We start from the raw sequence: 26,009 nt of genomic DNA on the forward strand, positions 1-26,009 counted from the left end.
GTACGATAAAGAAAAGACGCTGCACACGCCATGACCATCGGGGTAGTCCCAAGGCTGCGGCCATTCAACGCCACTTCATCCTTTAGTCACGAAAACGCATAAGGGCCCTGTTGACTGTCTTTTTCGCAGCTTGTTCCTGCTGTTCGTCAGACAGGCGGTCGAGCATCACCCAAACGGACCCGTGACAAAAGCGCACACGTGGTCGATACACCCGAAAGGGGGCTCAAGAGTTTCGCGGCATGTCCGATAGGGAGGGTAATTCTCGAACTTCAATTGCTCTGCCGCACAGAATATGTGCGTCCTTCAGGTACTTACATGTCGCTTCGTAATATCAACATCGCGCCTCGCGCGTTTCTCGGGTTTTCCATCATCGGCTTGCTGATGCTGGTCCTCGGCGTCTTCGCGCTCATGCAAATGAGCAAAATCAACGACGCCACCGATCGCATCGCCCACAACACTGTGCCCAGCATTAAAAGCCTGGACAAGATGACCGAGGCCAGCATCCGCTTGCGTGTGTTGTCGTATCGCCTGCTGCTCAATCGTGAAGAAAGCACCGTACAGAAAACGGTGGACCTGCTGGCCATGCGCAACAAGCAGATCGACGACGCGCAGACCATTTATGTCAAGCTGATCGACGGAGCGACCGAGAAGGCGGCATACGACCAGTACGTCGTGCTGCTGGGCGAATACCGCCAGCTCGAAAGCCAGATGAAGTCCCTGAGCCAGGCCAACAAGCTTGATGAACTGGCGGCCTTGCTCAACGTTGGCCTGCAGAACAACTCGGAACAGATGAACACCGTGCTGGCCAAACTGGTGGAGCTCAACACTCAACAGATGAACGACGCGAATAAAGCCGCAGCCGATGATTACTCCAGCGCCTTCACCATGGTGGTGTCATTGCTAATCATCGCGACCATCCTGACCATGCTGTTTGCCTGGTTGCTGACCAACAGCATCACCCGGCCTATCTCCGCCGCGCTCGACGCCGCCGAGGGTATTGCCGAAGGCGATCTGACGCACACCATCAAGGTCGACGGCACCGATGAAGCCGGCCGCCTGCTGGGCGCGATGCTCAAGATGCAGTCCAAACTGCGTGACACCCTGCAACGTATTTCCGGCTCCGCGACCCAACTGGCGTCGGCCGCCGAAGAGCTGAACGCCGTAACCGACGAAAGCGCGCGCGGTCTGTCGCAACAGAACAACGAGATCGAGCAGGCGGCCACGGCTGTCAACGAAATGACCAGCGCCGTGGAAGAAGTTGCGCGCAACGCGGTCAGCACCTCCGAAGCGTCGAAAAACGCCACCTCGTCCGCCAGCGATGGCCGTGACCTGGTGCAAGAAACCGTCAGTGCCATCGAACGCATGACGGGCGATGTGCAGAGCACCGCGACCCTGATCGGCAATCTGGCTGACGAGTCCCGTGACATCGGCAAGGTGCTGGACGTGATTCGCGGCCTGGCCGACCAGACCAACCTGCTGGCGCTCAACGCGGCCATTGAAGCGGCGCGTGCCGGTGAAGCGGGTCGTGGTTTTGCGGTGGTGGCTGATGAGGTCCGGGCCCTGGCCCATCGCACTCAGCAGTCGACCAGCGAAATCGAACGCATGATCGGCAGCATTCAGGGCGGCACCGAACAGGCCGTCAACTCAATGCGCAGCAGCACTGAGCGCGCCGAGTCGACGCTGAACATCGCCAAAGGCGCTGGCCTGGCGCTGGACACCATTAACGTGGCAGTGGTGGAAATCAACGAGCGCAACCTGGTGATCGCCAGTGCTGCCGAAGAGCAGGCTCAGGTCGCTCGGGAAGTGGATCGCAACCTGGTGAACATCCGTGACCTGTCCGCGCAATCGGCGACCGGCGCCAATCAGACAACCGCCGCGAGCAACGAACTGTCGCGCCTGGCGGTAGATTTGACCGGTATGGTGGCGCGCTTCCGCTTGTAAGATCTGAAGCAACAGGAGGCCGCCTTGTGCGGCCTCTTTGCGTTTGAGTCCGGTGCCGCGATGGACCGGGGGGCGGTGTTACTTCACGGTCACGGTGATCTTCTGTGATTCCACCGGCGGGTTCAGCGGTATGTGGTTCTTGTCGCCAACCAGCAACTGCAGCGTGTGGCGCCCCGGCGCGAGGGTCAGTTCCGTTTCGGTCTGGCCTTTGCCGAAGTGGCGGATGTTGTCCGTGGTCGGCAGCGGCGCATCCATGGACGGCTGGTCTTTCACGTCAATCAGCAGGTGGTGATGACCGGTGTCCGGCATGTCGACACCGGCTGGCGCTATGCCCATGCCCTTGAGGCCGAATTGCACTTTGAAGGTGCCGTTGAGGGTCGCGCCATCCTTGGGCGAGATGATGTAGACCTCTGCACCCGCAGGAGACGCCGTGAGCGGCACGTCGGCTGCCTGAGTCGTGAACGCAGCGCCGAGCAAAGCGGAACCAAGTAGCAGGCCGGCAATGGCAGGTCTTGCGAGTAAGGTTTTCATGGGTTCTCCAGGTGGGGTTGTGTGCGTGGGGGCACCTTCACCTTAGCCGGTCCTGCAGACGTGTTTCTGAAAAAGGTTTCATGTTTGGGGGATGACAGCTTGTTCGTCGCCCTGATGCCAACGTCGGCCAACACCCCTGGTCCCTGTAGGAGCGAACTTGTTCGCAAAGCGCCGTATCAGCCGATACATCGTTTCGCCAACAAGTTGGCTCCTACAGACGCGGCGCCTGGGTGATCACAGCTCGAACGGCTCACTGCTCCGTCGCCGAAACCACCCGGTCAACGACAATCGGTCACGAGTCGAGGGGAGTACTTCGTGGGGAATGTCACCGGAAAGGAACACCACCAGACAGCCGGCGACAGGCTCAACCTCGTGCTCCACGCCGCCCTCAAGGTACATCCGCAGATGCCCGCCATGCTCGGGCTGCCAAGCGTCGTTCAAATACAGCACCGCCGACAGCATGCGTTTATCGTCGTCCCGAAAACGATCGACATGCTTGCGGTAAAACGCGCCGGGCGGGTACAACGCAAAATGGCTTTCGTAGTCTTCCAGCCCCAGGAAGAGCCCACGATTGAGCGCTTGGCGCAGGCTGTCCATGATGCCCAGATACTGATCGCAAGGTTCGGCCTGCCCCGGTTCCAGCCACTGGATGCGATCGCCGCGAATGCCCTCGCGCACCTCTTGCAACACGCCCCGCCCCACCGACGCCGGCGCAAGCTCACCTTCAGCGGCGCGCTGGCGGCATTCGAGCGCCAGTTTCCGGGTCAGGGGTTCGGGCAGGAAGATGTTTTGCCGCGACCAGCCGCGTTCGGCCACGTCATCGACAATTCGCAACAGCAGCGGGTGATCCGGGGGTATGTGCATGGGCGGCATAGTATCCATACGCCGGTCAATGCGACAGGGTGGCGCACGGTGCCTGGATGAAATAAGTCACGGTCAGGAATCGGCCACGGCGTTTTCGACGAAGGAACGTCGAACACATGGGTTTTCATGGGGTCTGGGCAACTGTTAACTCGACAAATCCCCGCCGTGCCACTGAGAATAGCGGCCTGTCGACAGGAGTCTCTATGCGCCGTTTGTTTTTCTTGCTGCTGATGTTCTGCACCCTGCCCGCGTGGGCAGATAGCCATGACCAGTTGTACAAGGTTGCGGGCTGGCCAGAACAACGCGCGCATTTTAACGACGCCCTTAAAGCCGCCCAGTTGCGCTACAAAAACAGCCTCCCCCCTGCGGTGTTCGAGGCGTTGCTCAGCAACAGCAACCAGCGGTTCGGTCCGCAAGCGATGGATCAACGGGCCGAGCAGACATTGCGTCAGACCCTGCAGGATCCCAACCCCGCGCTGCAGTTTTTCCAGTCGCCTCTGGGCCGCAAGATCGTCAACGCCGAACTGACCGCCACCCGCGCCGATCAGCTGGCGAAAAATGCCCAGGGCCTGCCGAAGATGCAGGTCAGCGACAGCCGCCAGTTGCTCATCGGCCACCTGTCCCAAGCCCTGCCAGCCAAAGAGGCGGGCGCCGAAGTCAGCCTGGCCATCGCCGGTGTCGCCGCCGACAGCCTGAGCTCGATGATTCCGGGGTTGATGGGCATAGGCGGCGGTCAGGCCCAAGGTATGCTCGACAGCCAACGCGAGCGGCTGATGGCGCAGATCGCCAACGACATGAACAACACGCTGCTGTACGTCTACCGCGACCTCACCGACCTGGAACTGGACGAATTCGCCACCTTCGCCGAGTCCCCCCAGGGCAAGGCCTATTACCAGGCAGCCCTGGCCTCGATCCGCGCAGGATTGGCGGTGGGTCAGAACGGGAATTGAGCGGCACGTATGCCACGCCGCATGCGCCATACACAACGGTCAATCACGATGGCTGGCTACTGCCGAAGGGGTAGGCGCGTGGCTGTCCCGCGATCTGCCGGGCACCGGCAGCAAAACCTGCAGATTCGGTAGAGCAGATACACCCCGCACGCACGGTTTCATGACTGCTGCGCAGCCAATCGTCAGCAAGCTAACTCCCACGGCCTGCGGCCAGAATCAAAAGCTCGCGGCGCCTGATTATCAGCCTTCGCGGACAGACGAAGCGCCGCCCGGTCCGCTTCCACGGGGTCGGCGCCCGATCCGTAGGAAGAGCCCAGCCGACAATCCGGAAAACGCCTACCGTCACGAACAAGACGATCCGGCATTTATCCTCCGTGACTAAGGCATCGTTACCGGCCTGCCAGTTACGCTGCGGAGCGTCCGGATGCCGTCTTTTTATGATGAGCTCTCATGAAAGACTCATTACTGCTCCTACTTGCCGCACTCTTCATGGCGCTCGCATCCTGGGCGTTCTGGCACTACCTCGACGAAGACGCCTGGCTGGTCTTCGTATCAGGGATGCTGTTTCTTACGGCACTGGACAATTACCGCTTGCGTCGAACGATCAAGCAGGGGAAAGACCGCTGCACGCTTTGACTCACCCCATCCGCTGCGTCAAGAACTCAAAATACCGGGCGCGGATTTCAGGGGATTCGTTGGCCAGGTGATGCCGGGCTTCGGCGATCATCAATGCCTGGGGCTGGGTGAATTTGTCGTTGAGGACGGCGAGGTTGTGCATCCAGTCGACGGTCATGTCGGCCTCGCCCTGAATGATCAACGGGCTGCGTTCACTGCGCGGGGCGGTCTCTATGCGGGCGATCCACTTGGCCAGCGCGCCGACCCATGCGGTGGGCAATCGGCGCGGCTGCAACGGGTCTGCCAGCAGGAACGGCAGAAAATCCGGGGCGTTGGAGTTTTCGGTGAAGCGCCGCTCGATGCCTTTGACGAAGGGTCGCAGCAGGTGATAACTGAGTTTGGACCAGCGCCAGGCCCTCGGGCGCACCAGCGGTGCCAGCAGGATCGCCTGCCCTTGCGCCGGGCTGGCGGCGCCGGCGTGGAGCAGGTGATCGATCACAATCGCCCCGCCGGTGCTTTGCCCGCAGAGGTGCCAGGGTTTGGGCAGCTGCAGGGTATCGGCTTCGATGAACAGCCGGTCAAGCACAGACTGGTATTCGGCGAAATCCCGAATACTGGCCCGGGCGCCGCTGGACAAACCATGCCCCGGCAGGTCGCAGGCGATGACCGCAAAACCCTGTTCCAGCGCCCACTCGATCACACAGGAATAAAGCCCCATGTGGTCGTAGAAACCGTGCATCAGGACGAGCGTTGCCACTGGCTGATCGGGGGTCCACCGCTGGGTGACGATCTCGTAGCCGCCAACATCAAAGCGCCCGAGCCTGCTGTCCACCGCGCCGTCACGCGTGAGCCGCTCCAGACCGTAGAAACGCTGATACGCCTGGCCCTCTTCAGACAATGGCGGCATCGCGCCTGACGGTTGAAGGCTGGCGCGCAGGCGGTCAGGGTCGAACGAAACGGGCATGGGCATTCCAGATCAATGAGGTTTTTTGTAGTCGAGCACGTAGGGCAGTTTTTCGCTAGCGGTTCGGGTCAGCGTGTTGCGCCGGACCTTGGTAAACGCCCCCAACGCCTTGGCGCTCATGTCGCCACTGATTATTTTACTGGCCGGTCTGGCCACGATCAGGTCGCTCGCCGCCTGCAGTGCCTGGTGATAACCGCTGCGCTGGCTGAGATTGAAATGCTCAAGATGGAGCTGACCGCGCAGCCAATCTGCCCAATAGAACTCAAGAAACTCAGGCGACACTTCTCCCGCTTTCGGTTTGGCGTACGCGGCGTCGCGCACGAAATAGACGATGCTGCGAAAGAGATCGTTCTGCATGGCGCCCAGGCCCAGATGTTCCGGCAGCTGCGTCGTGGCGATGGATTGACCGTTGCCATCCTTCAGCCAGACCTTGTGGCCCTCCTCCATGCGCTGCCAGAAGTCAGCAAGGTCCTTGCTGTCGCTGAAGTTATCGGTGATGCGCACTTTCATTTTCATCTGCGGCCCGACGCCGGGTTGCTCCCACAACGCAGTGAAGGTGTGGTGGCCGTCGGTCAGGTAGAACTTGCCCTCGGGGCCGACCACGACCGTGTTCATGTCTTTGGGATGGGCGTTGGGCCGATCTTCGCAGGTATAGGTGTCAGGCCTGAGCGGGTCGGCGTCGGGTTTGATCTTTTTGGCTTCGTGCTGGCCGTTGGTTTCGCAGATTTCGTCGAACAGCTTCTGGCGGACTTTGGCGTATCGCCCGAGTTTGTAGTAGATCTGGTCGAACCCCACCACCGCCTGGGTCGGGTGCAGTTGATCAAGCGACACCTGAATCACATCGCCCGGCTTGGGGGCTGTGAAGTCCGCCTGAGCCTGCGTTGCCGAAACGCCCAACAGCAGCGCTGCACACCATGATTGAATTCGCATCGTCAGGCCTCGGGGCGGGGATGAGGGGGAGCTTAATCGAAATCACAACGTATGTTCTGGCGAGCGTTGTCCCTTGTAGGAGCGCGCTTGCCCGCGATAGCGGTGTGTCAGTCAACGAATCCGTTGTTGGGCAAAAGCAATCGCGGGCAAGCGCGCTCCTACAAACCAAGCGTTCACTACCTACCCAGCAACCGCCCAAATCTGTAGCCTGCAAATCCTCCTCATCATCTCGAGCTTACGGATGAAACGCAGCCTGATTGTCATTGCCGTGCTGATCGTTTTCATTGCGGGCGGCGGCGCCTGGTATGTCCACAGCAAACAGCCGGTGCGCGCGGGCGACATGCCGCTGGCGCATTTGCAGGCGCCGGTCACTGTGCGCTATGACGAGCGCGGCGTCCCGCATATCAAGGCCGGCAACGAGCCAGACATGTACCGCGCGCTGGGTTACGTGCATGCCCAGGACCGCTTGTTCCAGATGGAAATGCTCCGCCGTCTGGCCCGGGGCGAACTGGCTGAAGTGCTCGGCCCCAAGCTGGTGAGCACCGACCGATTGTTCCGCAGCCTGCGCATTCGCGAACACGCCGACGCCTACGTCGCAAAACAGGACAAAACCACGCCCCAGTGGACAGCGCTGCAAGCGTATCTGGATGGCGTGAATCAGTACCAGAGCACCCACGCCAGCCCCATCGAGTTCGACGTGCTGGGGATCAAGGCGCGACCGTTTACCGCCGAAGACACCCTGAGCATCGGTGGTTATCTGGCCTACAGCTTTGCCGCTGCGTTTCGCACTGAGCCGTTGCTGACCTACGTGCGCGATCAGCTGGGCCCGGACTACCTGAAAATCTTTGATCTGGACTGGCAGCCCAATGGCGCGCTGGGTCAGGCGCCAACCCTGGGCGACCGGGACTGGAAAGGCCTCAACGACCTTGCCCTGCTCAGCGAACAGGCGCTGGAAAAAGCCGGCCTGCCGCAGTTCGAGGGCAGCAACGCCTGGGCGGTCTCGGGCAGCCGCACCAAAAGCGGCAAACCGCTGCTGGCCGGGGATCCGCACATTCGCTTTTCGGTGCCATCGGTCTGGTACGAGGCGCAATTGTCGGCGCCGGGCTTCGAGCTGTATGGCCACTTTCAGGCGCTCAACCCCTTCGCCCTGCTCGGCCACAACATGGATTTCGGCTGGAGCCTGACCATGTTCCAGAACGACGACATCGACCTGATCGCTGAAAAGGTCAACCCGGACAACCCCAATCAGGTCTGGTACCACGGCGCCTGGGTCGACATGACCTCGCGGGACGAGCACATCAGCGTCAAGGACGGCAGCTCCGTGACACTGTCCCTGCGTCAGTCGCCCCACGGCCCCATCATCAACGATGCGCTGGGCAGCAACGCCGGCACTGCGCCGATTGCCATGTGGTGGTCATTCCTGGCGTCGGAGAATCCCATTCTGCAGGGCTTCTACGAGGCAAACCGCGCCGACACGCTGGACAAGATGCGCAGCGCCGCCGAGAAGATCCAGTCACCCGGGTTGAACGTTGTCTGGGCCAACGCCAAAGGCGATATCGGCTGGTGGGCTGCGGCGCAGCTGCCCAAACGCCCCGCCGGCGTGAATCCGGCGTTCATTCTCGATGGCAGCACGGCTCAAGCTGACAAGGACGGCTTCTACCCCTTCAGCGCCAACCCGCAGGAAGAGAACCCGGCGCGGGGCTACATCGTCTCGGCCAACTTCCAGCCGGTCTCACCCACGGGCATGGAGATTCCCGGTTACTACAACCTGGCCGAACGCGGGCAGCAGCTGGACAGGCAGCTGGCCGACAGCGCCGTGAAGTGGGACCTGGAGAACAGCAAGGCGCTGCAACTGGGCACCCGGACCGATTACGCGCAAAAGATTCTCAAACCCCTGCTGCCGGTGCTGCGCCACGTCATCAGCGACCCTGCCGAACACGACCTGATTGAGCGCCTGGCCCAGTGGAACGGCGAATACCCGGTGGATTCGGTCGGCGCCACGCTGTTCAACCAGTTTGTGTATGACCTGACTGAAAAGGTGTTTCACGATCAGCTCGGCGATGGCCTGTTCGAGACCCTGCTGTCGACCCGGGTGATCGACAGCGCGTTGCCCCGCCTGGCCGCAGACGAGCATTCACCCTGGTGGAACAACGTCAACTCGCCCGCCGAGGAGAGCCGCGGTAACACGGTGAAAATGGCGTGGCACGCGACGGTGTCGCACCTGACCTCACTGTACGGCGTAAACCCGGACGAATGGCAGTGGGGCAAGGCGCACACCCTGACCCATGAACACCTGCTGGGCCGCCAACCGCCGCTGGACTGGTTGTTCAACGTCGGACCGTTCGCCGCGCCGGGCACCCATGAAGTGCCGAACAACTTGTCCGCCCGCCTGACCGCTGCGCCATGGCCGGTGACCTACGGGCCATCAACCCGTCGCCTGATCGACTTCGCCGACCCTGCTCATGCGCTGGGGATCAATCCGGTAGGGCAAAGCGGGGTGTTGTTCGACGAGCATTATTCGGATCAGGCGCAGGCGTACGTCAACGGCCAATACATGCCGGAGCTGTTCAGCGAAGGGGATGTGACGGCGCACACCCAATCGACGTTGCGGTTGATGCCCGGAACGCAATGATCGTTCCCACGCTCCGCGTGGGAATGAAGCCTGTGACGCTCGCGTCACCCTGGACGCGGAGCGTCCTGAACGGCATGCCCACGCAGAGCGTGGGCACGATCAACATTCAGACTGCGCTCAAACCGGCGCAGCCGCCCGACGAGGATCGGGCTGGAATGATCGTTCCCACGCTCCGCGTGGGAATGAATCCTGTGACGCTCTGCGTCACCCTGGACGCGGAGCGTCCTGAACGGCGTGCCCACGCAGAGCGTGGGCACGATCAACATTCAGACCGCGCTTAAACCTGCGCAGCCGCCCGACGTGGGTCGGGCTGTTGATAGGTGTTGGCCGCCGCCTCTTCGATCGCCAGTTGGACGGCCTTCTTCCGGGCATTTTCGGCGCGGCGGGTGAAGAACCAGACCATGAACGTCGCAATCGATACCGCCAGCAGAATCAGGCTCGCCACGGCGTTGATCTCAGGCTTCACGCCCAGACGCACCGCCGAGAACACTTCCATCGGCAAGGTGGTCGAACCGGGCCCCGACACGAAGCTCGCCAGCACCAGGTCATCCAGCGACAGCGCAAACGACATCATCGCCCCCGCCGCCAGCGACGGCGCGATCATAGGAATGGTGATCAGGAAGAACACCTTCCACGGCCGCGCGCCCAGGTCCATCGCCGCCTCTTCAATGGACATGTCCAGCTCGCGCAAGCGCGCCGACACCACCACCGCCACGTACGCCGCACAGAACGTCGTGTGCGCAATCCAGATGGTGACCACGCCGCGCTCCTGCGGCCAGCCGATCAACTGCGCCATGGCCACGAACAGCAGCAACAGCGACAGACCGGTGATCACTTCGGGCATCACCAACGGTGCTGTCACCAGCCCGCCAAAAAACGTGCGCCCTTTGAAGCGGGTGATCCGCGTCAGCACGAACGCCGCCATGGTCCCCAGTGCCACGGCCGCGATAGCGGTGTAGCAGGCGATTTCCAGCGAACGCATGACGGCGCTCATCAGTTGGGTGTTGTCCAGCAGGCCGACGTACCACTTCACCGACCAGCCGCCCCAGACTGTCACCAGCTTGGAGGCGTTGAACGAGTAGATCACCAGAATGACCATCGGGGCGTAGATGAAGATCAGGCCCAGTACCAACATCAGGTTGGAGAATCGGAAGCCTCTCATGCCTTGCCCTCCAGCTCTTTGGCCTGACTGCGGTTGAACAGAATGATCGGCACGATGAGGATCGCCAGCATGACCACCGCCAGGGCAGAGGCCACCGGCCAGTCGCGGTTGTTGAAGAATTCCTGCCACAGCACCTTGCCGATCATCAGCGTCTCGGGGCCGCCCAGCAATTCAGGGATCACGAACTCGCCCACCACCGGAATGAACACCAGCATGCAGCCGGCGATGATGCCGTTCTTGGACAGCGGCACGGTGATCTTCCAGAAACTGTTGAACGTGCTGGAGCCCAGGTCGGACGCGGCCTCCAGCAGGCTTTGATCATGTTTCACCAGATTGGCGTACAGCGGCAGGATCATGAACGGCAGGTACGAATAGACCACGCCGATGTAAACCGCCAGGTTGGTGTTGAGAATCTGCAACGGTTCGTTGATCAGCCCCAGCCACATCAGAAAGGCGTTGAGCAGCCCGTTATTACTGAGAATGCCCATCCAGGCGTACACGCGGATCAGGATCGCAGTCCAGGTCGGCATCATGATCAGCAGCAACAGCACGGTCTGCATGTCCTTGCGGGCAATGGAGATGCCGTACGCCATCGGGTAGCCGATCAGCAGGCACAGCAATGTGCTGATGAACGCCATCTTCAACGAGCCCAGGTACGCCGAGATGTACAAATCGTCGCCGGTCAGCAACGCGTAGTTGGCGAAGTTGAGCACCACGTCGAGCTTCTGCTCGGCGTAAGTGAAGATCTCGGTGTACGGCGGAATCGCCACGTCGGCTTCGGCGAAGCTGATCTTGATGACGATCAGAAACGGCAGCGCAAAGAACAGGAACAGCCACAGGAAGGGCACGCCAATGACCATCTGCCGGCCATTGGGTTTTAGGCGGTTGAACGCGCGTTTGACCTTCCGTAATTTCATGAGCGCAGCACCACGCCGGAGTCGTCTTCCCACCAGACGAACACTTCGTCGTCCCAGGTCGGCCGTGCGCCACGGCGTTCGGCGTTGGCCACGAACGACTGCACCAGTTTGCCGCAGGCCAGTTGCACGTAGAACACCGAGTGCCCGCCCAGATAGGCGATGTCATGCACCTTGCCCCGCGACCAGTTGTATTCAACCGCAGGCTGCTCGGTGGTGATGAGGAGTTTTTCCGGGCGGATGGCGTAGGTGATGTGCTTGTCTTCCACCGAGGTGCTGACGCCGTGGCCGACGTAGATGTCGCGCTCAAGCTCCGGGCTGCGGATCAGTGCATGGCCTTCCATGTCCTCGATCACTTCGCCGTCGAACAGGTTGACGTTGCCGATGAACTCACACACCAGCCGGCTGGTGGGGGTTTCGTAGATGTCTACCGGGCTGCCGATCTGGGCGATCCAGCCCAGGTGCATGATCGCAATGCGCTGGGCCATGGTCATGGCCTCTTCCTGGTCGTGGGTCACCATCACGCAGGTCACACCGACCCGCTCGATGATTTCCACCAGTTCCAGTTGCATTTGCGAACGCAGTTTTTTGTCCAGCGCACCCATGGGCTCGTCGAGCAGCAGCAGTTTCGGCTTCTTGGCCAGCGAGCGCGCCAGTGCCACCCGCTGACGTTGACCCCCGGACAGCTGATGCGGCTTGCGCTTGGCGTACTGGGTCATTTGCACCAGCTTGAGCATCTCGTTGACGCGGGTTTCCACTTCGGCCTTGGGCAGCTTGTCCTGCTGCAGGCCGAACGCGATGTTCTGCGCCACGGTCATGTGCGGGAACAGCGCGTAGGACTGGAACATCATGTTGATCGGACGCTCGTACGGCGGCATGTCAGTGATGTCGACACCGTCGAGGTAAATGCGGCCTTCGGTAGGCCGTTCGAAACCGGCAAGCATGCGCAGCAGCGTGGACTTTCCTGAACCGGAGCCGCCGAGCAAGGCGAAAATCTCGCCCTTGTTGATCTGCAGCGACACGTCGTCTACCGCAATCGTCTCGTCGAACTTCTTCGTGACCCGGTCGATCTTGACCAACACCTGTTTAGGTTGCTGATCGCCTTCGAGGGCTTTTTTGTAGGCGCCGGAGGCAACTGCCATGGGTGAAACTCCCAACTGGTGTGCTGCCCGGCCTGCATGGCCGGGCGCGAGGTCTTTATTTACCGGATTTGATCTTGGTCCAGCTTCGCGTCATCAAGCGCTGAATCTTCGGCGGCAATTCGGCGTTCACAAACAGTCGATCCTGTACGTCCTTGGGCGGGTAGACCGCTTCGTCGGTGCGGATGTCCTGATCCATCAACTCGCCCGAGGCCGGGTTCGGGTTGGCATAACCGACCTCGTCACTGACTTTGGCGATTACCTCTGGCTTAAGAATGTAGTTGATGAACGCGTGTGCAGCCTTCACGTCCGGCGCGTCGGCGGGAATTGCCAGCATGTCGAACCACAGGTTGCCGCCTTCTTTGGGAATGGCGTAGGCGATGTTCACGCCCTTGCCGGCTTCTTCGGCGCGGGATTTTGCCTGGAACACATCGCCCGAGAAACCCGCCGCGACGCAGATTTCGCCGTTGGCCAGGTCCGAGATGTACTTGGAGGAGTTGAAGTAGGTCACGTATGGCCGGACTTTCAGCAGCTTGGCCTCAGCGTCCTTGTAATCTTTTTCATCAGTGCTGTTGGGGTTGCGGCCCATGTAATTGAGCACGGCGGGCATCATTTCATCGGCCGAGTCGAGGAACGCGACGCCGCACTTCTGCAGTTTCTTGATGTTCTCCGGTTCGAACAGCACGGCCCAGGAATCGATGGTATCGACGCCCAGCGCCGCTTTTACTTTCTCGACGTTGTAACCGATGCCGTTGGTGCCCCACAGGTACGGCACGGCGTACTGGTTGCCCGGATCGTTTTTCTCCAGGCGTTTGAGCAGTTCGGGATCGAGATTTTTGTAGTTGGGGAGCTGCGACTTGTCCAGCTTCTGAAACGCACCGGCCTTGATCTGTTTGCCAAGGAAGTGGTTGGACGGCACCACCACGTCATAACCGGTGTGACCGGCGAGCAGCTTGCCTTCCAGGGTTTCGTTGGAGTCGAAGACGTCGTACTTGGTCTTGATCCCGGTGGTGGATTCAAACTCCGCCAGGGTGTCAGTGCCGATGTAATCGGACCAGTTATAAATGCGTACGGTGGACTCGGCCAGCGCGCTGACGGCGAACGTCAGGCCTGCGCCGAGGAGCACGCTTTTTGAAAATAAAGAAATAGACACGTTGCAGTCCTTTTCAATGGCGGCAAGACCTGTAGGAGCGCGCTTGCCCGCGATGCGTTCTTCCAGCAATACATCCATTGCCTGACACACCGCAATCGCGGGCAAGCGCGCTCCTACCGGTAAGCGCGCGTCGTCTGGGACGACGCGTGGGGTTTTATTTACCGGACTTAATGTTGGTCCAGGCGCGGGTCATGATCCGCTGCGTTGCCGAAGGCAGGTCAGCGATGGCGTACAGCTTGGCCAGCACGTCCGCAGGCGGGTAAACGCCAGGATCGGAGGTGATGTCCTTGTCGACGAACTCGGTCGCCGCCGCGTTACCGTTCGGGAAGTGCACGGCGTTGGTGATCTCGGCCATGACTTTAGGCTGCAGAATGAAGTTCATGAACTTGTAGGCGCCTTCGACGTTTTCGGCGTCTTTCGGGATCGCGATCATGTCGTAGAAGCTGCCGGCGCCTTCTTTGGGAATGTTGTAGCTGACGTTAACCTTGCCGCCCGCTTCTGCTGCGCGCGCCTTGGCCTGATACACGTCACCCGAGTAACCGACCGCTACGCAGATATTGCCGTTGGCCAGGTCCGAGATGTACTTGGAGGAGTGGAAGTAGGTGACCGAAGGGCGAATCTTCTTGAACAGTGCTTCGGCTTTCTCGATGTCTTCTTTCTTCTGAGAGTCCGTCGGCAGGCCCAGGTAATGCAGCGCGACCGGCAGCATTTCGGTGGGCGAATCGAGGAAGCTGATACCGCATTTCTTCAACTTGGCTGCGTTTTCCGGCTTGAAAAGCAGGTCCCAGGAGTCCACGGGCGCATCAGCACCCAATGCGGCCTTGACCTTGTCCGGGTTGAAGCCGATGCCGATCGAGCCCCACATGTACGGGAAGGCGTGCTTGTTGTCCGGGTCGCTGACCGACACCGCTTTGAGCAAGGCAGGGTTCAGGTTCTTGTAGTTCGAGAGCTTGGTCTTATCGAGCTCCTGATACACGCCCGCCTTGATCTGCTTGGCCAGGAAGTTGTTCGACGGCACAACGATGTCGTAGCCGGACTTGCCCGCGAGCAGCTTGGCTTCCAGGGTTTCGTTGCTGTCGAAAACGTCGTACACGACCTTGATGCCCGACTCTTTTTCGAAGTCGGCGATGGTGTTCGGTGCGATGTAATCGGACCAGTTGTAAACGTGGAGAACTTTGTCGTCGGCCTGAGCAGCTGCGGCCACTGCGCCCATGAGGGAAAGCGCGAGGAGGGTCTTGCCAAATATCTTCATGCGTACAGCTCCATTATTAATCACGACCGTTAGGGTAGCGGCTTCTAGCCAGTAGTCTGGCAATATCCAAAGTGATCTTTCAAGCCGGCGTTCATGAAACTGCACATGACTGTCTGATCGGTACCGCCTGTAGGAGCGCGCTTGCCCGCGATTGTGTCGGGTCAGTCGACATTGTCGTATCTGACCCAACGATTTCGCGGGCAAGCGCGCTCCTACAGTTAATCGTCGTTCAAGCCTGCAGCGCCTCAAACGTCAGATCCAGGCACATCCGCGCTTTCTCGATCAATTCGTCAATTTCCGCAAAGCTGATCACCAGCGGCGGCGAGATAATCATCGTGTCGCCCACTGCCCGCATGATCAGGCCGTTATTGAAGCAGAACGTTCGGCAAATCATGCCGGCGCCTTTGCCCTCGTAACGTTTGCGAGTGGTTTTGTCCTGCACCAGTTCGATGGCGCCCAACAGCCCCACACCGCGCACTTCGCCCACCAGCGGGTGATCGTTCAGCTCGCGCAAACGCTTTTGCAAATAGGGTGCCGTGTCCGCTTTCACGCGTTCGACGATTTTTTCGTCGCGCAGGATGCGGATGTTCTCCAGCCCCACCGCGGCCGACACCGGATGACCGGAGTAGGTGAAGCCGTGGTTGAAGTCCCCGCCCTCGTTGAGCACCGCGACGAATTCATCGCGTACGATCACGCCGCCCATGGGGATGTACCCCGAGGTCAGTCCCTTGGCGATGGTCATCAGGTCCGGTTTGAGGTCGTAGAAATCACTGCCGAACCACTCACCGGTGCGGCCGAAACCACAGATCACTTCGTCGGCCACGAACAGGATGTCGTAGCGGGCAAGGATCTCCTTGATCTTCGGCCAATAAGTCTCAGGCGGCACGATCACACCGCCCGCGCCCTGGATCGGCTCGGCGATGAATGCGCCCACGTTGTCGACGCCCAGCTCCAGAATCTTGTGCTCCAGCTGCTCGGCGGCCCAGGTTCCGAACGCGTCCGGCGTCATGTCGCCGCCTTCGCCAAACCAGTACGGCTGCGGGATGTGCACGATGCCCGGGATCGGCAAATCGCCCTGCTCGTGCATATAGCTCATGCCGCCCAGGCTAGCGCCGGCAACGGTCGACCCGTGATAACCGTTGACACGGCTAATGATGACTTTCTTGCTCGGCTTGCCCTTGATGGCCCAGTAATGACGCACCATGCGCAGCACGGTGTCGTTGCCTTCGGACCCGGAGCCGGTGAAGAACACGTGGTTCATGCCTTGGGGGGCCACGTCGGAAATAGCTTTGGCCAGTTGCAGCGCAGGCGGGTGAGCGGTCTGAAAGAAAAGGTTGTAGTACGGCAGTTCGCGCATTTGCCTGGCGGCGGCCTCGGCCAGTTCATCGCGGCCATAACCGATGGCCACGCACCACAAGCCGGCCATGCCGTCGAGAATCTTGTTGCCTTCGCTGTCCCACAAGTACACGCCCTTGGCGCGGGTGATGATGCGCGGGCCCTTCTCTCTGAGTTGCTTGAAGTCGCTGAACGGTGCCAGGTGATGGTCGTTGCTGAGGGCTTGCCATTCGAGGGTTTGCGGGTTGTTCGAACTCATGTAGCGCTCCATATCCGGGGTATCGCGTGCCGGGCGCCACCGCTCTTGCCTGCTGCAGGAACGGTCCGGCGCCCGTGATCGTCAGACGGCGAAGAGCAGGAATTCCCGCTCCCACGAACTGATCACACGTTTGAAGTTTTCGTGCTCGGCGCGTTTGACCGCCACGTAGCCTTTGATGAACTTCTCGCCGAGGTACTTCTCGACGGTCTTGCTGTTTTCCATGCGCTCAAGCGCGTCTTCGATGGTCAACGGCAAGCGCAGGTTGCGGCGCTCGTAGCCACGCCCTACCACCGGCGCGCTGGGGTTCATGTGCTCGACCATGCCGATGAAGCCACACAGCAGGCTGGCGGCAATCGCCAGGTACGGGTTGGCGTCGGCGCCGGGCAGACGGTTCTCGACACGACGGTTTTGCGGACCGGCATCCGGAACACGCAGACCGACCGTGCGGTTCTCCTCGCCCCACTCCACGTTGACCGGGGCCGAGGTGTCCGGCAGAAAGCGGCGGAACGAGTTGACGTTGGGCGCAAACAGCGGCAACAGCTCGGGGATCAGTTTCTGCAGGCCACCGATGTGGTGCAGGAACAGCTGGCTCATGGTCCCGTCTTCGTTAGAGAAGATGTTCTTGCCGGTTTCGATGTCGATGATGCTCTGGTGCAGGTGCATGGCACTGCCCGGCTCGCCGGTCATGGGTTTAGCCATGAACGTGGCGGCCACATCGTGCTTGAGCGCGGCTTCGCGCATGGTGCGTTTGAACACCAGGATCTGGTCAGCCAGCGACAGCGCATCACCGTGACGGAAGTTGATTTCCATCTGCGCCGTGCCGTCTTCGTGGATCAGCGTGTCCAGGTCGAGGTTCTGCAGTTCACACCAGTCGTAGACGTCCTCGAACAACGGGTCGAATTCGTTGGCGGCCTCGATGGAGAAAGACTGGCGACCGGTTTCGGGACGTCCCGAGCGACCCACCGGCGGCTGCAACGGGTAATCGGGGTCGTCGCTGCGCTTGGTCAGGTAAAACTCCATTTCCGGCGCCACAATGGGCTGCCAGCCTTGGTCGGCATAGAGTTTCAGAACCTTCTTGAGCACGTTGCGCGGCGACAACTCGATGGGGTTGCCCTGCTTGTCGTAGGTGTCGTGGATCACCTGCGCAGTGGGCTCTATGGCCCAGGGCACCACAAACACCGCGTTCTGGTCCGGGCGGCAGAACATGTCGATGTCCGCCGGGTCGAGCAATTCGTAGTAAATGTCGTCTTCGACGTAATCGCCGGTCACCGTCTGCAGCAAGACACTTTCGGGCAAGCGCATGCCTTTTTCAGCGATGAACTTGTTGGTCGGTGAGATTTTGCCGCGAGTGATGCCGGTAAGGTCGGCGATCATGCATTCGACTTCGGTAATCCTGTGTTCTTTCAACCAATCGGTGAGCTGGTCGAGGTTGGTACTCATAAATACCTCAGGGTTTCAGTTCCTGGTCGCCCTTATGGCGGTCAGGCGTTCTTGAAGCGTCGGCGTTGGGTAATGTTGCTCGTTTTTTGACCGGCACCGGCAAAAGCCGGACGAAGTGAACGATAGCCGGGTTTCTGCGTGTGGCGTAGATAAGGGGTGAGGTGGTGCGCATCCATCCGGAACGACGTGCGGGGCCCGGCAGATAGAGCCGGACAGGTAGCGACAAGGCGGGACAGTGCGTCAGCATCGGTGAACGGCAGTCCATCGACAAGGGAGCTTGCTGCAACGGGATCGAACGGCGCCGCCAGCGAAGGCAGAATCAGCGGCAGGCGAGGCATGTGACCCCCGGTATTGTTGCTGTTATGGGTTGCAATCGAGCTTAGCCTTGTTCATTTTTTTACACAACACCCCCGTAAAAAATACAACACACGGCGCTCAAGCCCGCAGTTTCAATGAGGTTGGGCCCATAAAATTTGCCCTAAAGTGCGGCAAAAAAGCCTTTTGGGCGCCCTTTTAGGGCAAATCAGGGCTCTCTTGACTTCATGAAGGCTTTCGGATTGACTGAAACCCGTAATGCTCGATGATTGATATTTTCAACAACAAAGGTGTTGCATCATGTCGGTACCCCCGCGTGCCGTTCAGCTCAACGAAGCGAACGCGTTCCTTAAGGAACATCCTGAGGTTCTATACGTTGACCTTCTGATTGCAGATATGAATGGAGTGGTGCGCGGCAAGCGCATCGAACGCACCAGCCTTCATAAGGTTTACGAAAAAGGCATCAACCTCCCAGCTTCTCTTTTCGCTCTGGATATCAACGGCTCAACGGTGGAAAGCACCGGTCTGGGTCTGGACATCGGTGATGCTGACCGAATCTGTTATCCAATCCCTGACACTCTCTGCAATGAGCCCTGGCAGAAGCGTCCTACCGCCCAACTCCTCATGACCATGCACGAACTGGAAGGCACGCCCTTCTTTGCCGACCCGCGTGAAGTACTGCGTCAGGTTGTCAGCAAGTTCGATGAAATGGGCCTGACTATCTGCGCCGCGTTCGAACTGGAGTTCTACCTGATCGATCAGGAGAACGTGAACGGTCGTCCGCAACCCCCGCGCTCGCCGATTTCCGGCAAACGCCCGCACTCGACACAGGTCTACCTGATCGACGACCTCGACGAATACGTCGATTGCCTCCAGGACATTCTGGAAGGTGCGAAAGAGCAAGGCATCCCTGCCGACGCGATCGTCAAGGAAAGCGCCCCGGCGCAGTTCGAAGTGAACCTGCACCACACCGCCGATGCCCTCAAGGCCTGCGACTACGCGGTACTGCTCAAGCGTCTGATCAAGAACATCGCCTACGACCATGAAATGGACACAACTTTCATGGCCAAGCCGTACCCCGGCCAAGCGGGCAATGGTCTGCACGTTCACATCTCGATCCTGGATCGCGATGGCAAAAACATCTTCACCAGCGAGGATCCCGAGCAGAACGCCGCATTACGTCATGCGATCGGCGGTGTGCTCGAGACCCTACCGGCGCAGATGGCGTTCATGTGCCCGAACGTCAACTCGTATCGCCGGTTCGGTGCTCAGTTCTACGTGCCCAACTCGCCCTGCTGGGGCCTGGATAACCGCACGGTCGCGGTACGCGTGCCCACCGGCACGCCGGATTCAGTGCGTATCGAACACCGGGTTGCCGGCGCCGATGCCAACCCGTACTTGTTGATGGCATCTGTGCTGGCGGGTATCCACCACGGTCTGACCAACCAGATCGAACCGGGCCCGCCCGTGGAAGGCAACTCCTACGAGCAGAACGAACAAAGCCTGCCCAACAACCTGCGCGATGCACTGCGCGAGCTGGACGACAGCGAGGTCATGGCCAAGTACATCGATCCGAAATACATCGATATCTTCGTCGCCTGCAAGGAAAGTGAGCTGGAGGAGTTCGAGCACTCCATCTCCGACCTTGAGTACAACTGGTACCTGCACACCGTTTAACCGCTGTGTGAAGTAAAAACAACGCCGCTGGCCTGTAAGGGTTAGCGGCGTTTTTTTTGCTTGGCGGACGCCATTCCTGTAGGAGCTGACGAGCTGCCGAAGGCTGCGATAGCAATCTGTCTGACACACCGAGATCGCAGCCTCGCACGGGCTCGTCAGCTCCTACAGGGGTTTGGTCGTTCCGGATAGATGTGAGTACCGACATCCCACAAAAAACCCCGAAGGGCTTGCGCGCTTCGGGGTTGGGGTGACGCATCGATCACAGCTTGGCGATCGACACTTCAGTGGATTTCACGAACGCGATCACTTCGCTGCCCACCACCAGTTCCAGCTCCTTCACAGAGCGGGTGGTGATGACCGATGTCACGACGCCGGAGGCGGTTTGTACGTCGATTTCCGACAGCACGTCACCGAACACGATTTCCTTGATGGTGCCTTTGAACTGGTTGCGAACGTTGATGGCTTTGATAGTCATGATGAGGCTTCCTGTGTGGGATCGAGATCTGACGCCTTGGGGCGACTTGGTTAATTGGCCCAGCGCAACTGCGTGGGCAACGGTGAAAAGGGTTCGGGTTCCGGTGGCGATCCGGGAATCGACAGCACGCGATTGAGCACTTTGGTTTCCAGGGCGGCGAGTTGGTACGAACCCCGCACCCGAGGACGCGGCAACTCGACCAACACATCGAGGCCGATCTCCCCTTCTTCGATCAGCAGCACCCGATCGGCAATCGCCACCGCTTCGCTGACGTCATGGGTAACGAGCAGCACCGTGAAGCCATGCTCTTGCCACAACCGCTCGATCAGCTGCCGCATCTCGATACGGGTGAGCGCATCCAGCGCACCCAATGGCTCGTCCAGCAGCAGCAAGCGCGGCCGGTGGATCAGCGCTCGGGCCAGGGCTACTCGCTGCTTCTGCCCACCGGACAACCCTGCCGGCCACTCGTCTGCACGCTCGGCCAGGCCGACAGCTTCCAACGCAGCAAGCGCCTTGGGCCGCCAGTCGCCGCTCAAGCCAAGCCCGACGTTGTCGATGACTTTCTTCCAGGGCAGCAGACGCGCTTCCTGAAACATTAACCGGGTGTCTTCCCGTGCCTCGGACAGCGCGGCCGAGCCCGACAGCAACTGGCCGCTGGTGGGTTTGTCCAGGCCGGCCAGCAGGCGCAGCAAAGTACTTTTGCCGCACCCGCTGCGCCCGACTACGGCCACGAACTGGCCTGCGGGTATGTGCAGGTCGATGTCTTTCAAGACCTGGCGCGATCCGAAGGTCTTCTTCAGGTTACGGACCTTCACTGGAATCCCGCGCAACAGGTTTGCCGGTTGTTGGAGATTACTCATGCCGCACCACCTCTATTCACTTGATACGCCGGGTGCCACCGCAGGCAGACCCGTTCCAGACCACGCGCAGCAAGGTCCGCCAGCTTGCCGAGCACCGCGTACAACACGATGGCCAGCACCACGACGTCAGTCTGCAGAAACTCTCGGGCGTTCATCGCCAGGTAGCCAATGCCGGAACTGGCCGAAATGGTTTCCGCCACGATCAGGGTCAGCCACATGAAGCCCAGCGCGAAGCGCACGCCCACCAGAATCGAAGGCATGGCCCCCGGCAGGATCACGTGCCAGAACAGACGAAAACCGGACAAGCCGTAGCTGCGGGACATCTCCACCAGCGCCGGATCGATGTTGCGGATGCCGTGGTAGGTGTTCAGGTAAATCGGGAACAGCGTGCCAAGGGCGACCAAAAACACTTTCGCGGTTTCATCGATGCCGAACCAGAGAATCACCAGCGGGATCAGCGCCAGATGCGGCACGTTACGAATCATCTGCACGGAGCTATCCAGCAGGCGTTCGCCCCATTTCGACAGGCCGGTGATAAAGCCCAGGGCCAGACCAATACCGCCGCCGATGGCGAACCCGACGCCGGCACGCCAGCCGCTGATGGCCAGGTGGGTCCAGATTTCGCCGCTACGGACCAGGTTCACGCCGGCTTCAATGACAGCGCTGGGCGCCGGGAGAATGCGCGTCGATAACCAGCCGGCACTGACCGCCAGTTGCCAGACTGCCAATAACAAGACCGGTAGCACCCAGGGCGCCAGTCTGTGAGTGAATCTTTCTACGCTCATGGAGTTGTCTCCTCTCAAGGACCGGGCTACTGCGTCTTCGCGACAGCGGCGGGTGGCGTCCAGATCACATCGGCGATGCTGAGCGGTTTGGGAATCAACTTGAGCTGATAGAAGGTGTCCGCGATTTTCTGCTGCGCGGCGACGGTTTCCGGGGTGATGAACAAGGCGCCATAGCCCTGACGCTTGACCGAAATCCGGGTGATGTCTTCAGGCAGGCCCAACAACGGCGCGACCTGTCTGGTGACTTCTTCGGGGTTGGCCTTGGACCACTCGCCCACCGCGCGCACTTCTTCCACCAGGGTCTGAATCACCTTGGGGTGCTGCTGCGCGTAAGGCTTGGTCGCCAGGTAAAACTGGTTGTTGTCGACGATGCCGGTGCCGTCACGCAACGTGCGCGCTTGCAACTGTTGCTCGGCCGCAGCCTGGTAGGGGTCCCAGATGACCCACGCATCGACGCTGCCCCGCTCGAACGCGGCGCGCGCATCGGCCGGCGGCAGGAACACGGTTTGAATATCGGTGTATTTCAGGCCCGCGTCTTCCAGCGCACGGACCAACAGGTAATGCACGTTGGAGCCTTTGTTGAGCACGACTTTCTTGCCCTTGAGGTCTTTCACCGAGGTGATCGGCGAGTCCTTGGGCACCAGGATCGCTTCACTGGTAGGCGCAGGGGGTTCGGAAGCGACATAGAGCAGATCAGCGCCAGCCGCTTGGGCGAAGACCGGCGGGGTTTCGCCCGTCACGCCGAAGTCGATGGCGCCCACGTTCAGGCCTTCCAGCAACTGCGGACCGCCCGGGAATTCAGTCCATTTGACGTCGACGCCCTGATCCGCGAGTTTCTTTTCCAGGGTGCCTTTGGCCATGAGCAGCACCAGCGTGCCGTATTTCTGATAACCAATCCGCAGCGTGTCGGCCTGGGCTTGAGTGACAACGCCGAAGGACACCGCCGCAGCCAACAGAGCAACCAGGCCTTGACGCAAAATGACAGTGCGCATGGCACGCTCCTTTGCTGTAGCTATCGGGTGGCACCTGCTCGGCCGATAGCGGACAAGTAAGGCGTTTATGGGATTCATGCCTGACGTAATCGTCAGAACGAAAAGACCTTAACAGGACTTTTTTATTCCCATAAATCTTATTTATTCATTTGGTTAGCACTAAAAAGAATATACGGACGTACTGTAGGAGCGCGCTTGCCCGCGAATGCGTCCGTTCCAATACATCGCCGCTGGATGACAAACCGCATTCGCGGGCAAGCGCGCTCCTACAGGTCCCAAATGCTTAACTTCCGGACAAAAAAAAGGGCCGACGAATCGGCCCGAAGTGTCGTGGTTGAACCCGGTATCAGCGATTGGGCTGCGGCGTCAGGCGCAGGTAAGGCGTGACGGCCTTGTAGCCTTTGGGGAAGCGTTGCTTGATCTCTTCTTCATCCTTGATCGACGGCACGATCACCACGTCGTCGCCGTCCTGCCAGTTCGCTGGCGTGGCGACCTTGTGGCTGTCGGTCAATTGCAGGGAATCGATCACCCGCAGGATTTCGTTGAAGTTACGCCCGGTGCTCGCCGGGTAGGTGATGGTCAGCCGAACCTTCTTGTTCGGATCGATCACAAACAGCGAGCGCACGGTCAGCGTGTCATTGGCGTTAGGGTGGATCAGGTCGTACAGATCGGACACTTTGCGGTCAGCGTCCGCCAGGATCGGGAAATTCACCGTCGTGTTCTGGGTGCTGTTGATGTCGTCGATCCACTTGATATGGGAATCGACCGGATCCACCGACAGCGCGATGGCCTTGACGCCACGCTTGTCGAACTCGCCCTTGAGCTTGGCGGTAAAGCCAAGCTCAGTGGTGCAGACCGGGGTGAAGTCAGCCGGATGGGAAAACAATACGCCCCAGCTGCTGCCCAGCCACTCATGAAAACGGATACGGCCTTCGCTGGACTCTTGCTCGAAATCCGGGGCGATATCGCCAAGTTTGATACCCATGGTGCGGCTCCTTTGGCTTGAGTGATGAAGACAATGTGCACTGTGACGACTGAGATTAAAAAGAATAAATCGAGCGGGTTGTCTTTCCGAAAGGCATAAAAAAGCCCCGCACGAAGCGGGGCTCTTTTTGAATCAACTCAACCGGCTTATTTGAAAGCGTAGGTGTAGTTGAAGATCAGACGGGTTTGATCCGCGTCGGAGATACGGGTGTTCTGAGCAGCAGTACCGTGGTTGTCGAAGTCCGAACGGTAGTTGGCGCGACGCAGGGTAGCGCCAAAGCCTTTCAGAGGACCGTCCTGGAACACGTAGTCGATACGCATGTCACGTTCCCACTCGGAGCTGTCACCCACACCCGACGCACCGCTGGTGGCCTTGATGTTGGTACCGTGCAGGTAAGCGAATGCCGCTTTCAGGCCCGGGATACCCAGACGCGCGAAGTCATACGAGTACTGACCGAAGTTGGTGTCTTCGCCAGCACGGGCAAATTGACCAATCATACTGTCCGTGAACAGGTAGAAACTCGAACCGCCTTGACCGTCGTTATGACTGCCAGAAGTGCCGTCTTTTGTGATGCCGCCCTGGTTCAACCACACCATGCCGCCGTCATCGCTCACACTTTGGTGGCCGAGCATCAAAGCATGGCCGCCCAAGGTGTACGTGAACATGGCGGACCAGGTTTTGTTGTCAACTTCGCCAGCGTTGTTGGCGTAGCCACCGTTGTTGTTGAAGCGGTAGCCGGTCGCGGCCTGACCGTTTTTGCCGTCAGAGCTGCTGTCGAAGTAACGCAGGTCAGTCTTGAACGACTGGTCATCAGCGATCGGGAAGACGTGAACCAGACCGAGGAACGTCTGCTTGTAGAAGTCTTCGAGTTCAGAGTGGTAAGCCTGCAAGGTCAGGTCTTTGGTGACCTTCCAGTCTGCACCGGCGAACATGAAGTTGTTGGAGTCCTGAGAAGCGCCGTTGACCGACAGACCCGAGTAGTTGCTCGAAGCACGCGACGACTGATGCTCCAGCTTGCCGAAGTTCAGGGTGACGTTGTCGATTTCTTTCGACTGGATCGTGCCACCGGTGAAGTTCTGTGGCAGCAAACGACCATCGTTCGACACCAGGATTGGCAAGTTAGGCTGCAGTGCAGTACCTACTTTCAACTCGGTTTTCGAGAACTTGGCCTTGGCGTTGGCACCCGTACGGTTCCAGCTGTCTACCGACGAACCGTCAGTGTCAGTCGGGAACAAGGAGTTGGAGGTGGTGACTGTGTGGTGATCGATGCCGCCACCCAGGTGCAGACCCAACACGCTCTGTACGTCTACACCGAAACCCACGGTACCTGGGGTGTAACCCGAGATGAAGTTGAACAACAGGCCGGTAGCAGTCTCGCGCTGGTCAGCAGCACGAACGCCGTCACGCAGGTCGTTTTCGAAATACATGGTACGGGAACTGATGGTCGCCTTGCTGTCTTCCAGGAAACCAGCAGCGCCGGCCTGAGTGGCCAATGCACTTACAGAGATGGCCAGGGCCAACGTGGACTTCTTCATTGTTTCGCTCCTCATGAATCTAATTTTTTTTGTTTCCAGGACCTTGGGCGAAAGGCTCAAGACCATAGATGCGCGATTAGCGCTGGACCCGACTCAGAGAGTCAATGGTCTCAAGACTAATTGACTAGACCGCGTGTTACTGGCTGCAAGGTAGAACACATCCGTTTAATCCTAAAAAGACTTAAATGTTCTGTTTTTAGTCAAAACAGACATATGTCACAAGCCGTTTCAGCCGTCCGTTGCGGAGTGTATCGGCCGAATTACCTAATTCCCAAAACTTATTTGCGCGCCACCGGTCAGATCG

At 59.7% G+C, this 26,009-nt stretch carries 23 protein-coding genes; 5 read left to right on the forward strand and 18 right to left on the reverse strand.

Translation table 11 applies throughout. The features are described from left to right. Positions 1-315 precede the first annotated feature (315 nt). Positions 316-1,941, forward strand: a complete 1,626-nt coding sequence (locus tag ABQX22_RS06540; RefSeq protein ID WP_349797699.1) for a methyl-accepting chemotaxis protein — start codon at positions 316-318, stop codon at positions 1,939-1,941. A 78-nt stretch (positions 1,942-2,019) separates the two neighbouring features. On the opposite strand, the gene ABQX22_RS06545 is transcribed toward ABQX22_RS06540, so the two are convergent. Together ABQX22_RS06545 and ABQX22_RS06550 are read right to left on the reverse strand one after the other, a co-directional pair. After that, positions 2,020-2,472: a DUF4399 domain-containing protein gene (locus ABQX22_RS06545; protein ID WP_349797701.1), complete on the reverse strand. Its 453-nt coding sequence runs from the start codon at positions 2,470-2,472 to the stop codon at positions 2,020-2,022. A 234-nt stretch (positions 2,473-2,706) separates the two neighbouring features. Continuing rightward, complete coding sequence (locus ABQX22_RS06550; RefSeq protein ID WP_349797703.1) at positions 2,707-3,336, reverse strand: 2OG-Fe(II) oxygenase; 630 nt, start codon at positions 3,334-3,336, stop codon at positions 2,707-2,709. A gap of 203 nt (positions 3,337-3,539) precedes the next feature. Between ABQX22_RS06550 and ABQX22_RS06555 the strand changes: the two genes are divergently transcribed. Both ABQX22_RS06555 and ABQX22_RS06560 read left to right on the forward strand, forming a co-directional pair. Beyond that, positions 3,540-4,286: a DUF2059 domain-containing protein gene (locus tag ABQX22_RS06555; protein ID WP_349797705.1), complete on the forward strand. Its 747-nt coding sequence runs from the start codon at positions 3,540-3,542 to the stop codon at positions 4,284-4,286. A gap of 450 nt (positions 4,287-4,736) precedes the next feature. Next, positions 4,737-4,922 (forward strand): hypothetical protein, encoded by a 186-nt coding sequence (locus tag ABQX22_RS06560; protein WP_349797706.1) that lies wholly within the window; start codon positions 4,737-4,739, stop codon positions 4,920-4,922. Position 4,923: 1 nt separating this feature from the next. Here the strand turns inward: ABQX22_RS06560 and ABQX22_RS06565 are convergent, their stop codons facing one another. Further along, positions 4,924-5,865, reverse strand: a complete 942-nt coding sequence (locus ABQX22_RS06565; RefSeq protein WP_349797708.1) for an alpha/beta hydrolase — start codon at positions 5,863-5,865, stop codon at positions 4,924-4,926. Positions 5,866-5,877: 12 nt separating this feature from the next. After that, the gene (locus ABQX22_RS06570; RefSeq protein ID WP_349797710.1) at positions 5,878-6,795 is read right to left on the reverse strand and encodes a ParB/Srx family N-terminal domain-containing protein; all 918 of its coding nucleotides are present in this window, start codon (positions 6,793-6,795) and stop codon (positions 5,878-5,880) included. A 241-nt stretch (positions 6,796-7,036) separates the two neighbouring features. On the opposite strand from ABQX22_RS06570, the gene ABQX22_RS06575 reads away from it, so the two are divergent. Next, a complete protein-coding gene (locus tag ABQX22_RS06575) occupies positions 7,037-9,427 on the forward strand; it encodes a penicillin acylase family protein (RefSeq protein WP_349797711.1) in 2,391 nt (796 codons plus the stop codon). A gap of 277 nt (positions 9,428-9,704) precedes the next feature. On the opposite strand, the gene ABQX22_RS06580 is transcribed toward ABQX22_RS06575, so the two are convergent. From ABQX22_RS06580 to ABQX22_RS06615, 8 genes are all read right to left on the reverse strand, one after another. Further along, positions 9,705-10,589: an ABC transporter permease subunit gene (locus tag ABQX22_RS06580; RefSeq protein ID WP_349797713.1), complete on the reverse strand. Its 885-nt coding sequence runs from the start codon at positions 10,587-10,589 to the stop codon at positions 9,705-9,707. Next, on the reverse strand, positions 10,586-11,506 hold the full coding sequence (locus ABQX22_RS06585) for an ABC transporter permease subunit (protein ID WP_349797715.1): 921 nt from the start codon (positions 11,504-11,506) through the stop codon (positions 10,586-10,588). Before ABQX22_RS06585 ends, ABQX22_RS06580 begins: the two co-directional genes overlap by 4 nt. Next, entirely contained in the window at positions 11,503-12,645 is a 1,143-nt protein-coding gene (gene potA / locus ABQX22_RS06590) for a polyamine ABC transporter ATP-binding protein (protein WP_349797717.1), read from the reverse strand. The genes ABQX22_RS06585 and potA overlap by 4 nt, the downstream gene beginning before the upstream one ends. Positions 12,646-12,700: 55 nt before the next feature. After that, entirely contained in the window at positions 12,701-13,795 is a 1,095-nt protein-coding gene (locus tag ABQX22_RS06595) for a polyamine ABC transporter substrate-binding protein (RefSeq protein WP_349797719.1), read from the reverse strand. 154 nt (positions 13,796-13,949) lie between these two features. After that, positions 13,950-15,047, reverse strand: coding sequence for a polyamine ABC transporter substrate-binding protein (locus tag ABQX22_RS06600; protein WP_349797721.1), 1,098 nt, complete (start codon positions 15,045-15,047; stop codon positions 13,950-13,952). A gap of 229 nt (positions 15,048-15,276) precedes the next feature. Continuing rightward, positions 15,277-16,641, reverse strand: coding sequence for an aspartate aminotransferase family protein (locus ABQX22_RS06605; protein ID WP_349797723.1), 1,365 nt, complete (start codon positions 16,639-16,641; stop codon positions 15,277-15,279). A gap of 81 nt (positions 16,642-16,722) precedes the next feature. Further along, entirely contained in the window at positions 16,723-18,081 is a 1,359-nt protein-coding gene (locus ABQX22_RS06610; RefSeq protein WP_349797725.1) for a glutamine synthetase family protein, read from the reverse strand. Positions 18,082-18,122: 41 nt separating this feature from the next. After that, positions 18,123-18,419, reverse strand: a complete 297-nt coding sequence (locus ABQX22_RS06615; RefSeq protein ID WP_349797727.1) for a hypothetical protein — start codon at positions 18,417-18,419, stop codon at positions 18,123-18,125. Positions 18,420-18,696: 277 nt separating this feature from the next. Between ABQX22_RS06615 and ABQX22_RS06620 the strand changes: the two genes are divergently transcribed. Further along, positions 18,697-20,073 (forward strand): glutamine synthetase family protein, encoded by a 1,377-nt coding sequence (locus ABQX22_RS06620; protein ID WP_349797729.1) that lies wholly within the window; start codon positions 18,697-18,699, stop codon positions 20,071-20,073. 259 nt (positions 20,074-20,332) lie between these two features. Here the strand turns inward: ABQX22_RS06620 and ABQX22_RS06625 are convergent, their stop codons facing one another. The 6 genes from ABQX22_RS06625 to ABQX22_RS06650 form a co-directional block, all read right to left on the reverse strand. Further along, positions 20,333-20,548 carry a TOBE domain-containing protein gene (locus tag ABQX22_RS06625; RefSeq protein ID WP_133773552.1) on the reverse strand — a complete coding sequence of 72 codons (216 nt, stop codon included), beginning with the start codon at positions 20,546-20,548 and terminating at the stop codon, positions 20,333-20,335. Between the two features lie 50 nt (positions 20,549-20,598). Next, entirely contained in the window at positions 20,599-21,408 is an 810-nt protein-coding gene (gene ssuB / locus ABQX22_RS06630; RefSeq protein WP_349797731.1) for an aliphatic sulfonates ABC transporter ATP-binding protein, read from the reverse strand. Continuing rightward, positions 21,405-22,193 (reverse strand): aliphatic sulfonate ABC transporter permease SsuC, encoded by a 789-nt coding sequence (gene ssuC / locus ABQX22_RS06635; RefSeq protein WP_349797733.1) that lies wholly within the window; start codon positions 22,191-22,193, stop codon positions 21,405-21,407. Before ssuC ends, ssuB begins: the two co-directional genes overlap by 4 nt. Positions 22,194-22,219: 26 nt before the next feature. Beyond that, positions 22,220-23,185: a sulfonate ABC transporter substrate-binding protein gene (locus ABQX22_RS06640; protein ID WP_349797735.1), complete on the reverse strand. Its 966-nt coding sequence runs from the start codon at positions 23,183-23,185 to the stop codon at positions 22,220-22,222. Positions 23,186-23,531: 346 nt separating this feature from the next. Further along, a complete protein-coding gene (locus tag ABQX22_RS06645; RefSeq protein ID WP_349797737.1) occupies positions 23,532-24,170 on the reverse strand; it encodes a peroxiredoxin in 639 nt (212 codons plus the stop codon). A 146-nt stretch (positions 24,171-24,316) separates the two neighbouring features. Continuing rightward, a complete protein-coding gene (locus ABQX22_RS06650; RefSeq protein WP_349797739.1) occupies positions 24,317-25,705 on the reverse strand; it encodes an OprD family outer membrane porin in 1,389 nt (462 codons plus the stop codon). Positions 25,706-26,009 lie beyond the last annotated feature (304 nt).

Source organism: Xanthomonas sp. WHRI 1810A (genome assembly GCF_040202885.1).
Lineage (GTDB): Bacteria > Pseudomonadota > Gammaproteobacteria > Pseudomonadales > Pseudomonadaceae > Aquipseudomonas.

Excerpts from the sequence above, each read along its gene's own strand:
- ABQX22_RS06540 (WP_349797699.1), top strand. The coding sequence starts at position 316 with ATGTCGCTTCGTAATATCAACATCGCGCCTCGCGCGTTTCTCGGGTTT.
- ABQX22_RS06545 (WP_349797701.1), bottom strand. The coding sequence starts at position 2,472 with ATGAAAACCTTACTCGCAAGACCTGCCATTGCCGGCCTGCTACTTGGT.
- ABQX22_RS06550 (WP_349797703.1), bottom strand. The coding sequence starts at position 3,336 with ATGCACATACCCCCGGATCACCCGCTGCTGTTGCGAATTGTCGATGAC.
- ABQX22_RS06555 (WP_349797705.1), top strand. The coding sequence starts at position 3,540 with ATGCGCCGTTTGTTTTTCTTGCTGCTGATGTTCTGCACCCTGCCCGCG.
- ABQX22_RS06560 (WP_349797706.1), top strand. The coding sequence starts at position 4,737 with ATGAAAGACTCATTACTGCTCCTACTTGCCGCACTCTTCATGGCGCTC.
- ABQX22_RS06565 (WP_349797708.1), bottom strand. The coding sequence starts at position 5,865 with ATGCCCGTTTCGTTCGACCCTGACCGCCTGCGCGCCAGCCTTCAACCG.
- ABQX22_RS06570 (WP_349797710.1), bottom strand. The coding sequence starts at position 6,795 with ATGCGAATTCAATCATGGTGTGCAGCGCTGCTGTTGGGCGTTTCGGCA.
- ABQX22_RS06575 (WP_349797711.1), top strand. The coding sequence starts at position 7,037 with ATGAAACGCAGCCTGATTGTCATTGCCGTGCTGATCGTTTTCATTGCG.
- ABQX22_RS06580 (WP_349797713.1), bottom strand. The coding sequence starts at position 10,589 with ATGAGAGGCTTCCGATTCTCCAACCTGATGTTGGTACTGGGCCTGATC.
- ABQX22_RS06585 (WP_349797715.1), bottom strand. The coding sequence starts at position 11,506 with ATGAAATTACGGAAGGTCAAACGCGCGTTCAACCGCCTAAAACCCAAT.
- potA (WP_349797717.1), bottom strand. The coding sequence starts at position 12,645 with ATGGCAGTTGCCTCCGGCGCCTACAAAAAAGCCCTCGAAGGCGATCAG.
- ABQX22_RS06600 (WP_349797721.1), bottom strand. The coding sequence starts at position 15,047 with ATGAAGATATTTGGCAAGACCCTCCTCGCGCTTTCCCTCATGGGCGCA.
- ABQX22_RS06605 (WP_349797723.1), bottom strand. The coding sequence starts at position 16,641 with ATGAGTTCGAACAACCCGCAAACCCTCGAATGGCAAGCCCTCAGCAAC.
- ABQX22_RS06610 (WP_349797725.1), bottom strand. The coding sequence starts at position 18,081 with ATGAGTACCAACCTCGACCAGCTCACCGATTGGTTGAAAGAACACAGG.
- ABQX22_RS06615 (WP_349797727.1), bottom strand. The coding sequence starts at position 18,419 with ATGCCTCGCCTGCCGCTGATTCTGCCTTCGCTGGCGGCGCCGTTCGAT.
- ABQX22_RS06620 (WP_349797729.1), top strand. The coding sequence starts at position 18,697 with ATGTCGGTACCCCCGCGTGCCGTTCAGCTCAACGAAGCGAACGCGTTC.
- ABQX22_RS06625 (WP_133773552.1), bottom strand. The coding sequence starts at position 20,548 with ATGACTATCAAAGCCATCAACGTTCGCAACCAGTTCAAAGGCACCATC.
- ssuB (WP_349797731.1), bottom strand. The coding sequence starts at position 21,408 with ATGAGTAATCTCCAACAACCGGCAAACCTGTTGCGCGGGATTCCAGTG.
- ssuC (WP_349797733.1), bottom strand. The coding sequence starts at position 22,193 with ATGAGCGTAGAAAGATTCACTCACAGACTGGCGCCCTGGGTGCTACCG.
- ABQX22_RS06640 (WP_349797735.1), bottom strand. The coding sequence starts at position 23,185 with ATGCGCACTGTCATTTTGCGTCAAGGCCTGGTTGCTCTGTTGGCTGCG.
- ABQX22_RS06645 (WP_349797737.1), bottom strand. The coding sequence starts at position 24,170 with ATGGGTATCAAACTTGGCGATATCGCCCCGGATTTCGAGCAAGAGTCC.
- ABQX22_RS06650 (WP_349797739.1), bottom strand. The coding sequence starts at position 25,705 with ATGAAGAAGTCCACGTTGGCCCTGGCCATCTCTGTAAGTGCATTGGCC.